Origin of the sequence: uncultured Cyclobacterium sp. (assembly GCF_963977555.1) — a bacterium.
Taxonomy (GTDB): domain Bacteria; phylum Bacteroidota; class Bacteroidia; order Cytophagales; family Cyclobacteriaceae; genus Cyclobacterium.
On sequence record NZ_CAXBPD010000001.1, the window covers coordinates 486,445 to 500,742 of the forward strand.

At 39.1% G+C, this 14,298-nt stretch carries 9 protein-coding genes; all 9 read right to left on the minus strand.

The genetic code is table 11. The features are described 5' to 3' along the window. Window positions 1-65: 65 nt before the first annotated feature. Window positions 66-1,469 carry a Gfo/Idh/MocA family oxidoreductase gene (locus AAC073_RS01770; RefSeq protein WP_339922110.1) on the minus strand — a complete coding sequence of 468 codons (1,404 nt, stop codon included), beginning with the start codon at window positions 1,467-1,469 and terminating at the stop codon, window positions 66-68. A gap of 15 nt (window positions 1,470-1,484) precedes the next feature. Next, a complete protein-coding gene (locus AAC073_RS01775; RefSeq protein WP_339922111.1) occupies window positions 1,485-3,197 on the minus strand; it encodes an FAD-dependent oxidoreductase in 1,713 nt (570 codons plus the stop codon). Window positions 3,198-3,320: 123 nt separating this feature from the next. Further along, on the minus strand, window positions 3,321-4,814 hold the full coding sequence (locus tag AAC073_RS01780) for an arylsulfatase (RefSeq protein ID WP_339922112.1): 1,494 nt from the start codon (window positions 4,812-4,814) through the stop codon (window positions 3,321-3,323). A 251-nt stretch (window positions 4,815-5,065) separates the two neighbouring features. Beyond that, the gene (locus tag AAC073_RS01785; RefSeq protein ID WP_339922113.1) at window positions 5,066-6,745 is read right to left on the minus strand and encodes a RagB/SusD family nutrient uptake outer membrane protein; all 1,680 of its coding nucleotides are present in this window, start codon (window positions 6,743-6,745) and stop codon (window positions 5,066-5,068) included. A 13-nt stretch (window positions 6,746-6,758) separates the two neighbouring features. Then, complete coding sequence (locus AAC073_RS01790) at window positions 6,759-10,085, minus strand: TonB-dependent receptor (RefSeq protein WP_339922114.1); 3,327 nt, start codon at window positions 10,083-10,085, stop codon at window positions 6,759-6,761. Window positions 10,086-10,179: 94 nt separating this feature from the next. After that, window positions 10,180-11,175 (minus strand): FecR domain-containing protein, encoded by a 996-nt coding sequence (locus AAC073_RS01795; RefSeq protein ID WP_339922115.1) that lies wholly within the window; start codon window positions 11,173-11,175, stop codon window positions 10,180-10,182. Between the two features lie 145 nt (window positions 11,176-11,320). Then, window positions 11,321-11,908, minus strand: coding sequence for an RNA polymerase sigma-70 factor (locus tag AAC073_RS01800; protein WP_339922116.1), 588 nt, complete (start codon window positions 11,906-11,908; stop codon window positions 11,321-11,323). Between the two features lie 140 nt (window positions 11,909-12,048). Continuing rightward, window positions 12,049-12,825 (minus strand): cupin domain-containing protein, encoded by a 777-nt coding sequence (locus AAC073_RS01805; protein ID WP_339922117.1) that lies wholly within the window; start codon window positions 12,823-12,825, stop codon window positions 12,049-12,051. Window positions 12,826-12,964: 139 nt separating this feature from the next. Then, entirely contained in the window at window positions 12,965-14,131 is a 1,167-nt protein-coding gene (locus AAC073_RS01810) for a glycosyltransferase family 2 protein (protein WP_339922118.1), read from the minus strand. Window positions 14,132-14,298: the final 167 nt, after the last annotated feature.

Sequence of the window (14,298 nt, forward strand, 5' to 3'; positions counted from 1 at the left end):
TAATTCTTGTTTATTATATTTTTATGTGTTTAAATTTTTAGATTATTTGAGTTTGTTTCACGACACTAAACCCCAATAAGCTTCATGTTTTCAGGGTCCCAGCCGACAATTTTCTTTCGGAAATAACTGATGTTGCCTGCTTCCGTTGGGCCCGATGCTCGGAGTCCAAATACTGCATCCTCCACCACAGGTTTCCCATGGCGAATAGATTCGAAGAAATTGACAAAATGCTCGTATCTGTCTCCTTTATAGTTGGAAGGCACCTTGAATTCAAATTCAGAAGGCCCTACCATTTCAGCTTTCTGAGCATATTTCTCCTTGTGCGCAGCTTTGAGTGCTTCCTGCATGGCTTCTGGAAAACTGTTTAAGGACATACCAGGATCTTTAGGAAAAGGAGTTTTACGTAGTTTTAATCCATTAAAATCGATGGTAATGTCTCCTTCCGAACCGACGATTCTAAATAGAAAATTATCTCCTCCCCCACTTACAAGATTGGTTCTGAGGGAAAGGTTAAATGCAGGATGGGCTTCCGATTTCGGATAATCAAATAATCCCAAATGAATATCAGGCACATCTCTTCCATCTTTCCAGTACCTCAAACCACCTGTAGCCTGGACTCTCTCAGGCCCCTTAGAGCCTGTTACAAAATGTAGCATGGAAAGCATGTGTACATACAAATCTCCCGCTACACCTGTACCATAATCCTGATAGTTTCTCCACCTGAAAAAGCGAAGCGGATCCCAATCTCTTTTCGGTGCATTGGCCAGGTAGGTATCCCAATCAACTGTCTTCTCAGATGCATCTAATGGCACTGTGTATTGCCAAGCCCCTCTCGCACTGTGTCGATCAATCTGTGCTTCAGCAAAATTTATCTCACCAATTTCTCCTGCAGCTAAAAGTTCCTTGGCTTTGGCATGAATGATTGAACTTACATATTGACTACCTACTTGAAATACCTTTCCTGTTTTTTTCTGCATTTCGATGATATCATGACCATCTTCAGAACGTTGAACCATGGGCTTTTCACAATAGACATGCTTGCCTTTCTGCATGGCATCTAGGCAGATCTTTTGGTGCCAATGATCAGTTGTTGCATTGATAACTGCATCTACATCGCTTCTCTCTAAAATTTCTCGGTAGTCTTTGGTCGTAAACAAACCAGAACCCCATAGTTCTTTGGCACGATCTAGCCTTCCATCATACAAGTCACATGCTGCCACAATTTCAACTCCATCCACCATCAAAGCCGTATTGGCATCACCAATACCCATGCCTCCTGTACCTATGACAGCTACTCTGATTTTATCATTGGCAGATACTGCCTTCCTTTTTACCAATTCAAGATAAGTTGAGGATTCAAATCCTTTAGATGCCTTGGCAATGGCTATCGGTGCACCCACTGCCAAGGCAGTGGATGTCGATAACTTTTTTAAAAAAGATCTTCTGTGGTTTTTGGGTTGAATTGGCATAATTATTAGCTTCAATTATTTTGCGTATTCTAAAATCTGATTGTCTTTAAGCAGTACCTCAACCAATAAATCATAATCAAGATCCTGAACCGCTACCTGATGGTCAATCGCTAGGGAAGCAGCAGTAGCTGCAGATTGACCCAAGACCATAAATACGGGTTCCATTCTAGCTGATCCAAAGGCCACATGCGTAGCACTTATGCAAACAGGTACCAATAAGTTTTCTTTTTCTCCTTTTTTAGGCACTATAGACCTATAAGAAATCGGGTAGGCACTCAAGCCTCTCGCTTCGAAGTTGCCTTCATTTTGAACATAGCCATTGTGATCTACATACCTCTGAACCATGTGAGAATCCATCCCATAAGACCCCATTCCCACGCCGTCTTCCACTTGTGGCACCAGCCCTTCACAGTCCGCCTGAGTAACTACATAATCACTTACCATTCTCCTTGCTTCCCTTACATACAGCTGAGGTGTCCAACCATTTCTATCTGTAAATTCATCCTTTGGCATTCCCCACTGGGACACCACATCTCTAACTTTTTTAGGAATTCTTGGGTGATAAGCCAATGTCCACATTAACCCTTGCTGGTATTCCAATTGCTTTTTGCTAAAGGCTTCTCTTTCTGCATAACTTGCTTCTGGGTAATCAAAATTCTGACCTATAAAATCTGTAGAAAAGCCTTTTTGATTGTTTGTGTCCGTCTTTTTATTGGGCATAGGGGTATTGATCCAGGGAACTAAGGGATCTCCATAATGGTACATTTTTTCAATAGGACCATTTGCTGCTTCATAATTCCTAAACAACAACTCATATTCCAGCTCATTATACTTGGCGGGTTTTTCAAATGGTATGCGATTTTCAGGTTCATTGGTAAGCGTCATTCTGTAACAATAAGCCTGAATTCCTTTGTCTGCTGTTCCATCCAGCCCAGGCCCTCCTTCAATAATAAATGGCAATAAACCACTAGAAGGGTCACCCTTCACCACATAGGGATCAACGCCAGGTACGAAATTGTGATGAATAGCATTTCTGGAAACATTCCCTTTGAGGGTTAAGTTGTAAAAATTGGCTTGAACACCATTTAATGTTTCCCCATATTGACTGTTGGCTTCTCTTCCGGTAGTATAGCTTACACCTGAAGCGGCCATCAAATCACCTTCATAAGTAGCATCCATAAACATTTTACCTGTATAAGTCTCTCCACTTTCCATGGTGATCGAAGTGATCTTATTATTCTTGGATTTTACTCCACTTTCTCTGTTTAATCGCTTTCCAATAATGACTTTAATGTCCTCATCAGCCAACATTTTCTCATAGACTTTCATGGCTACAGATGGCTCGAATGTCCACATGGCATCTTCACCTTCATTAGATCTAGTTTGATCTGGTCTGGATAAATAGTCGCTCCTATCCTCATATTTCCATTTCTCAGGATCGTCGTAATATGCTTTGACATTTTGATAAAATTCTTTGGAAATACCTCCAATTACATTTTTATTCCCAATATCCGTAGCTCCCAAACCTCCTGTGGTAAGCCCGCCTAAATGATTTGAAGGCTCAATGAGTAGGACGGATTTTCCCATTCTAGATATTTGAATGGCTGCTGCCACTCCTCCTGAAGTGCCTCCATAGACAACTAAGTCATAAGAGGAATTCTGGGCCTGAGCAGAATAGGTAAACCAAAAGGTGAAAAGAAATAGAACTGCTGTAAACGTTTGCTTCATGGTGTTTAACTTTATTAAGGCAACCTCATGGGCTGCGTCTTGAGTGGTTTTTTATGGTTTATTTTTTGCTAAACATTAATTACAATCTCAGGACCAATGAAATTGGGAGCTATCTTAGTGTAATTATATGGTAGAATTTAAATGATCGTTTAACAGTTTTAATAACTTTTCTGCAATTTCAGGATGCTCAAGCGCGAGGTTTTCTGTCTCCCCAGGATCTTCCTTTAGGTTATAAAGTTCCACCGGCGATACAAAAGGATATTCGCCTAACACTTTCCAATCCCCTTCACGCAATCCAAAAGCATTTCCACTTCCTCTAACCACTACCGATTCTCTTTTACCTACAGTCATATTATTACCATAAAATGCTGATAATAGATTGTGACCATCCTTAGCTGACCCATCCGGTAAGGATGCTCCTACTAGCTCTGCTAAAGTAGGCAAAATGTCGTTAAGCGCGATAAGTTGATTGCTCACCTGTCCTTTTGGAAATTTACCTGCCCAACTTACAATTAAAGGCGTGCGAACCCCACCTTCATAAACGGACCACTTGGTACCCTTAAAAGGAAAATTAGGTTGATGCGCATCTGGGTTAAATGTCTTTTCCACATCTTTTGGGCTATTCGTAGCTTGTTCATTATCTCCTTCCCGACTTGTCGCAATAAACTGCGAACCATTGTCACTGGCAAAAATTATTATTGTATTGTCTTTTAAGCCAAGCTGTTCGAGCTCATCTACTAATTGTCCAATATAGTGATCTAGCTCAAACACATAATCCCCGTATAGACCTGCATCTGTTTTCCCTATAAAGTTTTGATCAACGGCTAGTGGAATATGCGGAACATAGGGTGAATAATAAAGAAAAAATGGTTCATCTGATTCCGTTTCTTTGAATTGCTGGAGATAATCAATACTTTTTTCCGTAATATAAGGTAAGAAACCCTGCAATGGAATTTTTTCAAGGTCCTCTGTTCCAGTAGCCGCTTCAATCGTATAAAGATCATGTTCAAGTGCACCAACTATATGATTGTCTTCAAATATCCAGCATTCGCTTGCACAACTGAACCCTAACCAACGGTTGAATCCTCTAGCTAAAGGGCCATCACTAAGGGGTTTGTTGACGTCAATATTAGCTCCATTTTGATCATGTCGAAATTTCCCATATCCAACTGGTGCTTTACCGTCCTTAGTGGGAAATGTAGTTCCCAAATGCCATTTTCCAAACCCTACTGTTTGGTATCCTGCATTCTGAAGCATTTGGGGCAAGGTAAGTTTCCCTTCTTCTATCATTGATGGTTCATAATTGGCCATCACACCAGACTTTTTCCAACTCTTCCAAGGATATTCCCCAGTCATTAAAGCATATCTACTAGGGGAACATACTGAAACTGGACAATAAGCGTCAGAAAACCGAATACCATCCATCGCTAATTGATCCAAATTTGGTGTTGAGATTTTTGAAAGCGAATTGTATACTCCCAAATCACCGTGCCCCAAATCGTCTGCGTAAATAAAAAGAATATTTGGTAAAGGCTCTTTTAGTTTTTCCTTCTCACCAGAATTGCAGGACATAAGCATATAGGCTAAAGCCAACATACCAATCTGTATATATCTCATTCTGCCAATAAATTAATATTACTACTTTAAATGATTTTACTTTTAATCAATGAGATTAACTCCAATAATAAAGTTGCTTAATGAAATTGTATTAAATACAATGGATTTAAAATTCACTAAATACAAGGATATCGGTATTTGAAAATTTCTACTTTAATTTAAAAATTAATTACCTGCCCCACCTAAATTTTAAATGGAGCAGGCAATTCACTAGGGATGGCTTATCTCAATTTAAAGATTCCAAACCTTACTTAGTAACCTGGGTTTTGAGTCAACGCAGTATTCGTTTCCAATTCAATCCTCGGTATTGGCCATAAATAATCTCTATCTGGATCAAAAGCCCTTGTCTCCACCACTACCATTTCATCAGCATTGCTAATATTGTCGTAGTTTGGGGTACCCATTTCATCAATCATAGGGGCCTCAGCCAACCAGCCGCCGCCACCATATCTATTGACTCTTCCTCGATAAGGGCCAGGAATCACATCCTCTGCTACCTTCCATCTTCGGATATCAAAATACCTAAAACCTTCAATTCCTAATTCATGTCTTCTCTCCTTGCGAACAATGTTTCGCAACTCAGTCTGGGTTTTGCCCATTTCAATAGCTGGCATTTGCACGGAAGCCCTTCCACGAATAGCATTCAAAGCTTCGTAAACAGATTCGTCTAGCTGATTCAACTCTACCTTTGCTTCGGCATAGTTAAGCAATACCTCTCCTAGCCTGAAAATGGTTAAGTTTTGATCAGTAGAGCCTACATCTGTCGGGTAATTGGCAACATCTATGTGTTTTCTGTACAGATAACCTGTGAAAGAGGCATAGGCATGCCCCGCTTCTATATTGGGTACCCTTACCATCTCATCCCCTCTAAATTCCCAAGTCATGGTACTGTCACGGTGGGTTTCATAAATCCAGTTGACCAACCTGGATCCAGGTACTACCAAAGTATAGTTCAACCTTGGATCTCTATTTTCGAATGGACTTTGGGGGTCAAATAGAGGAGATTCATCTATAGACAATCCATCTATGCATTCATAAGAGTCTACCATGTCCTGAGGTGGCTTTTTATTGGAATGCCCAAGGGCCATTCTCGACCAAAAATTCCTTGGCATACTGTGGGTGTTTACACCACGAAGATACTGAATCCTCATGATTACCTCACTAGAATTATCACCAGCAAAAGTAAACATCCCCTCATAGTCGGGGTCTATTTGATAGGCACCTGAATCCATTAATTCTTTCGCAGCAGCAGCCGATTCATCCCATCTTTCATTCCATAAAGCCACTCTTGAAATTAGCGCAAGCGCCACCCCTTTTGTAACCCTTCCCTTTTCAGCAGCATTCATAGGGAGATGGTCTTTTATTTCATTTAATTCTGCCAATACAAAATCAACTACCGCTTCCTTAGACGCCCTTGGTGTCTGTGACTCCTCAAGTGTAAGGTTGCTGGTTATCAAAGGCACATCTCCATAAAGTTCTGTTAAATAGGCATAAAAATAAGCCCTGATAAATCTCGCTTCTCCTACAAGCCTTTCATACTTGGCAGGATCCATTTCTTGTCTTAGATGGCTTCCTTTAGAAGTAATGAAATTCACCCGGTTAATTCCTCTATAGAAATGCGACCAAAAACCGTTGGTATAACCATTGTCTGCATTTTGCTCTCCCCTGCCTAGTGCCTGTAGATCACTGCCATTTCGATCCCATCCATCATCGGACGCAAAATCAAAAGACAAGAACCAGGCAATCCCAACAGGATAGTACCATAGTCTATTGTAGACGCCTGTGACTGCCATGTCTAGTTCTGTCTCGTTGGCAAAATAAGTCTCACTAGAAGGCGAGTCTAGTGGCAACCGCTCCAAAAACTCCTCATTACATGCTGAAGAAAACAGCAAAACGGGTATAAGTAGTGTATATATTATTATCTTTTTCATCAGTTTTCAGTCTTTAGAAATTAACATTCAACCCCATAGTATAGGTAGCCATTTGGGGATACCATCCGCCGTTGCTAATAGGTGCTTCTGGATCATATCCTTCATAAAAATTATGAACTGTAAAGAGGTTTCTTCCACTTAGATAGATCCTTAACCCCTGAATATTCAATGGAGCCAAAGCTGCTTCAGTAAATGAGTAGCCTAATTGGATATTTTGACCTCTTAAGTACGCGGCATTTCTCATCCAAAAACTTGAATTTTGTTCGTTATTGGTTTGATTCCAGGCCAATCTAGGATAGGCCGCATCTGTATTGGTAGGGGTCCAATGATCTTTATGCTGCTCTTGAACTGTACCGCCTAGAAAAAACGGCATAATGCCTTGACCAAACAAGTAACCATCCGCTTTCCCAACTCCTTGCAAAAATATGGAGAAGTCAAATCCTTTATAGTCAGCGTTTAAACGTGCACCAAAAGTATGTCTTGGAATTGGACTTCCTATCACTGCCAGGTCACGGTCATTGATCATGCCGTCACCATCTGCATCTTTGTATTTGATATCACCAGGGGCAATATTTCCAAACTGGTCCGCATGATTGTCTACTTCCTCTTGAGACTGAAACAAGCCTTGATCTACATATCCAAAGAAAGAACCTATAGGATACCCCTCTCTATTGACAGTCAAGCCGGTGTTTTCAATCCCTCTCATGTCTATGATTTCATTCCTAACATCTGAATAGTTCAACATGATGCTGTAATTGAGTTCGCCTACCTTGTTTCGGTAATTTACCATCAATTCATAGCCTTTGTTTACCACTTCACCTGCATTTTGGAAAGGTGCACTAAGACCGATGGTTTGAGGAATATTTAAAGCAAGGAGAATATCCTTAGTTCTTCTGACATAATAATCTGCCGAAACATCCAATTTTCCCCAAAGGTTAAACTCAAGACCGATATCTGTAGTCTCAGTAGTTTCCCACTTGATTGATGAGTTGGCCATACTGTTTAGGGCAGCACCCGGAGCATTTAAACCCCCAAAGGAATAGTCCTGTGAGCCTCCTCCTAATGCCATAAAAGCAGCAAAAGGATAAAGACCAATGTTTTGGTTACCCAATTGGCCCCAGGAGGCACGAAGTTTTAATTGGTCAATTAGACCTGTATAATCCTGCATAAATGATTCTTCAGAAATTCTCCACCCAGCAGAAAAGGAAGGGAAAATACCTGACCTGTTTCCTTCTGCAAACCTGGAAGAAGCATCTCTTCGAACATTGCCTTCTAAAAGATATCTTTCGTCAAAATTGTAGGCAACCCTACCAAACACGGACTGCAAAGCCCAATGTGAGGCGGCTCCACCTGTTTGCTCATTTGCACGATTTCCGGCATTGATCTGCTCATATTGAGGCAAAGGAAATACTTCCCTGTAAGCTGAAATCCAGAGATTGGTCTGGTCTTCCTGCTGGTAGCCGGCCGTTACACCAATGGTATGAACATCATTAAAGGTCTTGTCATAGGTGACAATGGCCCGAATATTATTGTACCATTCCCGGTTAAAGCTTTCCGACAGTGAGTTTCTTTGTGGTACAAAGTGAGTTGGGGTAACTCCATCTCTGGCATAAGTCTGGGTAATATTGGAAAAACTCTTATTGTGTGGATTCCAAAATTTAGGCGCATACATCACCTCTGCATTTAGTCCTTCTGTAATTTTATACTTCAGGCGAAAATTAAGGATAGCATCCAGGCTTTCATTGGTGTTCAGTCCTCCATCTTTAGCCCTTGCCAAAGGATGGTCTCCGTTCCATCCTTCACCATATCGCCCATTTGACAGTATTCCTACTTCGTTTGAAGGAATTCTCCTCATCCAGTGAAAAACATAACCTGTTCCACTAGATGGTTGAGTTTGAAAAGCCCTTCTTAAAAATATATCCGTAGAAAGTGTCAACCGATCAGACACATTAATGTCTGAATTAAGTCTTAGGTTAAATCGATTAAAGCTTGTATTTGGAATAATACCCTCTTGATCCAAGTAACTAACTGATGCAAAAAGTTTCGACTTTTCACTACCAGCATTGATGCTTAAATTGTGATTCTGCATAAAAGCAGAATTGGCCATCGTAATTGCCTGCCAATCTGTATCAGGATACTGGTCAGAAGGCATCCCTGCTTTGTAAGCAGCAATAAATTCATCGGTGTATTGTGGATCATTGCCTATGTTAGTGAATGCCTCATTGGCCATTTCCATGTGATCTATGGCTCCCACAATATTGGGGAGTTGGGTAGGCACTTGAAAACCAGCGTACATATTATAATTTACCCTTACCCCATCTACACCACGTTTGGTTGTAATTAGCACCACTCCATTGGCCGCTCTGGCACCATAAATGGCCGCGGAAGAGGCATCCTTTAATATAGAGATGCTCTCAATTTCATTCGGATCCACATTATTAAGACTTGTCTCTACACCATCTACCATTACGAGGGGGTTAGAATCACCAAGCGTACCAATTCCTCTAATACGAATAGAACCGCCATCACTACCTGGTTGACCACTTCTTTGGGTCACTGTAACTCCTGCTGCAATTCCTTGCAAAGCCATTGAGGTTTGCCCTACTGGTTGGTTCACAATTTCTTTGGAAGTAATGGAACTCACCGCACCGGTCAGATTTACTTTTTTCTGTGTACCATAACCTACGACAACAATTTCATCCAATGAGGATAAATCTTCAGTCATTGTTACATTGACTTCGCTTTGATTGCCCACATTGATGACTTGTTGCTCATAACCAATAAAAGAGAATACCAAAACGGCATTCTCCGGAATGTCTAAGGAAAAGTTGCCATCAATATCCGTGGCAGTCCCCATGTTGGTTCCCTGTATCAATACGGTGGCACCAGGAATACCCAGTCCTTTACTGTCGACAACCCTACCTTTTATAGGGCGCTCTTCAATTGTTATTTCAATTTTCTGACTTGAAACAACGTTGATTCCATTGGCTACATAAATAGAATTGTCTACTTGCTTAAATTTTAGACCTGCAGCAATCGCAATATCCATCAATAATTCATTGACCGATTGTCGCTTATTTTTTAAGCTTAAATTTGGGTTATTGTCTAATATTTCTTCTGGAATTACAAATTTATAATCAGTTGATTTTTCTACTTTAAGAAAAATCTCCGCCAAATCCCATTGGACTTTATTTATTCTGATAAAGGATTCATCAATGGGTCTGATCTGAGCATTAATCTCATGTGCAGCTAATGTTGTCATAAACAAACACTGCATCAGTAAGCCATACAATAGGTTTTTAGATACCATTTTAATTAGGTACAGTAATTTTCTTTTCATAGTTTTAAGTGATTTTAAAGGTTAAATTTTAAGGTCTGCAGGGTAATTCTTTTCATTTGGCGATGTTCGTTTTACCCTGCTTATTGCTTCTATTTCATTGGCTACTTTTTTTTATCATTACCTTATTTTTATCTATGCTGAATTCAAATTCCATAGAAAACCCAAGTCCTGTTAAAACATCGCTTAGGTTTTTGTTTTGAAAAGTACCAATTACCCTTCTGTTCAAATTGTACCCTTCTTCAATGGTTATATTAATTCCATACCATTTTTCCAAATCATGAAAAATGGATTTTAGTGCAACTCTGTCAAAGGTCAGTATTCCTTCCTTCCATCCAATTATTTCATTAAGTTCAAAGGTTTCTATTCTAGAATTTGATAAAGAATTATGTTTATCCAAAATTAATCGTTGCCCAGGCTTTAATTCAACCTTCTTGTCAATTGACGCTACAGCAACCTCACCTTCGGTAAGTGCGACTGAATAGACACCATCTCTTGCAAAAGCATTAAACTCGGTTCCCAATGCTGTTGTCCTGATCCCATCGGTTTGGACCTGGAATGGTCTCAAGCTATCTTTTGCAATCTCAAAGTAGCCTTCTCCAGTCAATTCTATAAAACGATTTGTTTTGCCAAAGCCAGACGAAAATCTAATGCTGGAATTAGCATTCAAAATGATAACTGTACCATCAGGGAGTTTAAGTGTCAATTTTTCACCAGAACCAGTACTTCGCTGGATTGTCCTTTCTGTCAAAGAGGGTGCTTCTTCTTTTTGATCAAGTCCCTTTTTAATCAAAAACATACTCCCAACCAAAAGGGCGAAACATGCCACTAATTTAAAAATTTTGGGCCAGGGGACGATTGAGGAAAATTGAGTGCTTTTTTTCTCGACTGAGGTTCTCGAATGGATTTGCTGAAGAAGTTTTTGGTAGTCTGTTACATCCTCTTCCTTTGGGGATATGCTATCCCATTCTGCTTTTAAAATCTCATCGAAGGCTTCCTTTGCACCAGGTTCTGCTAACCATTCCATCACTTGATGCTGTTCTTCCTGATTAGCTGTTCGCCTTAAAAATCTGATGATGGTCTCTTTTTTCAATGGGTTTTTGTTATTTGATTATATAAACCATCAACGCGTAAATTTACTTAATCAAAGGCAAAAAAAATTACTAATTAATCCAATTAAAATTAAATCGCATCAATTATAAAATTTAATACTGAATTATAAAGATTAATAATATATTTCAAAAGAATATATTGAAGAAAATAATTAGCTCAAGAGTAGGGTTATGGAGCAGGTTTTTTTTCAGTGATTTTGAGGCCAAGTAAATATGATGTTCAATGGTTCTTTTAGATAAATTCATTTGGTGGGCAATTTGCTCACTGTTCATCCCCTTCAGTTTATTCAACTTAAACACCTCTTTTTGTACTTTTGGTAATTTTTCGATCAAGTCCATTACCATTCCTTCCATCTCTTTAAGGGTTAAATCGTCTTCATGGCTATATGGGTCAACCTCACAATCTTCTGACAAATTATCCAGGCTACAATCTTTCTTCCTGTTCCTTATATAGTTATACATGTAAAATTTGACAGCTTGAAAAAGGTAGCTCTTAAATGATTTCGTTTCATCTAATTTTTTTCTCCGCTCCCAAACTCTTACGAAAACTTCCTGCACCGCTTCTTCTGCCAATTGTTGATCTGCAAAAAAAGTTAAAGAGAAAGCCATCAGTTTCTTGGCATACCGAAAGTACAATTCATCAAAAGCAGCTATATCTCCTTGTTTAAGAGAAATCAGCAAAATATTGTCTGCATGTTTCATTAGGATACGCATGGGTTTACTGCTAGGGGTTACAAATTCCCATCAAAAGTAATTTAAATGTGAAGGAATTAACATGGATTTAGAAAGACAATATAGCCTAATAAAATTTAAATAAAAAAATGCCATAATCCTTCATTCTCCTATTTAAATAGTTAATTACCAGTATGTTTTGTAATCCATCTAATAGCGTAATACTCACAAGTTCCTTTCCCTGCATTGCGAATCCCATGGGCATCCTGTGCATGCAAATAGATAAGCGAACCTGGTCCAAGTAGGTAAGGCACACCATTTATCATCTCTTCCACTTCGCCCTGAAGCACTACTATTATTTCTTCATCAGCATGCCTATGAGGGTCATGACTTTTTTCACCTTCCTTCAAAGTCGTAATGTGCATCTCCAATTCCTGTAAAGTAGGTGTTGGTCCTCTGGCCACATCTCTTCTTCCTCCTTTAGCACTTTCTTTAAAAGCCAATTTTTGATAATCATAGCTAGTCAAAGACCTAAGGTCAGGTTTAAATTCATCTCCCACCTTATCGGCATCCCATTTTATCACAAAAAATGCTGTAGCAGCATCTCCAAGGTGTTTAATTTCTATTGACTTGTCGCTTGGCAACCAAGCAACACTCCTACTTCCCAATTGACCACTTTCACCTCCCTGCTTGATTAGAAGTTCGCCAGACCCTATCAGTATCAATTTCTCATCCCCTTTCTTAATAGAGATTGTTTTACCTTGGCTGAGTGTATAGTGATTGACTCGGAAATTATCCAAAGTTTCAGTGGGTCCATCGACGATTGGTCTTATTTCCGTACCTGCTTCTGCATAAGCTGGTAACATTTTCCACTCAAAAACAGCAGAGGGTATAGGTAAATATTGTGCATTTACATAGCCTGGTAAGACCAATAACAACAGGAAGAGCAGTTTTTTCATGATTTTGGGTATTGCTTGTTTCTTAATCAAACAATAAAACACCATTTTCTTTGGCCTCCAAATAAATTTAGAAATTAGTCCCATTACCTAACCTATATTAGCTAAAAATTGTACCTGAAATAGAAAATTCTCAGGCATTTCAACTTTTACGCTTGGCCTTCTCCCAGGTGCTTTTTTGACTCCCTTTTGTAAAGCGAATCAAACCAGCAACCACAGCATAATTCATCATACAAAAGTAAAAAGGAACAAATAGAATCTTGACCCTAATTTTTCTACTTTCCAAAAAATACCCGAGCAATGCGGCTGCATAAAAAAACAACTGACTAAGCATCAATAGCTGGTAAATCATACCTTGATTCAATAGAAAGAAATTGGCAAAAAAGATTAATACCAACAAAAACGGGGTGATTGTCCATCTAAGTACCCTATGTGAAAGATACTGGAAATATAAAACTGGGTGATTGAATGGAGTGATTTTGAAAAACAACCTTTTCATTGACTGCCAACCACCCGCACTAATCCTAATTTTACGTTTTAACTCTTCACCTGTGGAGTCTGAACCCGTTTCCATCGCATAAGCTTCAGGTTCATAAACAATTCTGTACCCATCAGAAGCGATAAGGAGTGATTGCATAAAGTCATCTAGAATGGTATCTTCTGGCAAGTCTCGGTAGAGATCAGACCTAAAGGCCACCAACTCTCCTGCTGCACCTACGGCTGAATATAGCTTAGAATCCATCTTTTTGAGAAAGGATTCATATTTCCAATACATCCCTTCTCCAGCAGAACTGGCGGAATCTTCTTCCTCTACAAGCACTCGTTTTTCACCAGATACGCAACCAACTTTCTCATCTCTAAAATGCCTAACAATGTTTTTTATGGCCATACCATTCAATATGGTATTGGCATCAGTGAATACCACGATTGGACTGCTAACGAATTTCATGGCCCTATTTTCTGCTGCAGTTTTCCCTGCTCTTCTATCCTCATGGAGCAATTTCACTTGAGGAAATTCTGCCAAAACCTCCTTAAAATTATCACTTGAACCATCCGTAATAAAAAATATTCTCAACTTTTCTTTTGGGTATTCAAGACCAATTGAATTAAGGATCTTGTTTTTAATTATATCAGCCTCATTATAACAAGGTACAACGAGCGAGACCTCAGGTAAAAACTCTTTTTCCGGTTGATTAACCTTTTTGCTGAACAAACCCTTTAATTTTACTAGGAAGCCAATCAAGATGCCATAACCTAAAAATGTATAGGTAACCACACCTATCGCTATCCAAAAAACTACTTGCAACATAAGAATTAATTTAAATAATGAATTTGTTTTTAAATTTAAAATTTCGATTTTGTAAAAATTTAAAGTCCGTTTGAAACAAAACTAGCTTTTTCTTAGATACTTTAATTTTTTAAAAAAAATAGAACTACGCTATTTAGCTTAACAAGAATTTATTTTATTTTGGTAAT

Coding starts and splice junctions, on each gene's coding strand:
- AAC073_RS01770 (WP_339922110.1), bottom strand. CDS start 1,469: ATGCCAATTCAACCCAAAAACCACAGAAGATCTTTTTTAAAAAAGTTA.
- AAC073_RS01775 (WP_339922111.1), bottom strand. CDS start 3,197: ATGAAGCAAACGTTTACAGCAGTTCTATTTCTTTTCACCTTTTGGTTT.
- AAC073_RS01780 (WP_339922112.1), bottom strand. CDS start 4,814: ATGAGATATATACAGATTGGTATGTTGGCTTTAGCCTATATGCTTATG.
- AAC073_RS01785 (WP_339922113.1), bottom strand. CDS start 6,745: ATGAAAAAGATAATAATATATACACTACTTATACCCGTTTTGCTGTTT.
- AAC073_RS01790 (WP_339922114.1), bottom strand. CDS start 10,085: ATGAAAAGAAAATTACTGTACCTAATTAAAATGGTATCTAAAAACCTA.
- AAC073_RS01800 (WP_339922116.1), bottom strand. CDS start 11,908: ATGCGTATCCTAATGAAACATGCAGACAATATTTTGCTGATTTCTCTT.
- AAC073_RS01805 (WP_339922117.1), bottom strand. CDS start 12,825: ATGAAAAAACTGCTCTTCCTGTTGTTATTGGTCTTACCAGGCTATGTA.
- AAC073_RS01810 (WP_339922118.1), bottom strand. CDS start 14,131: ATGTTGCAAGTAGTTTTTTGGATAGCGATAGGTGTGGTTACCTATACA.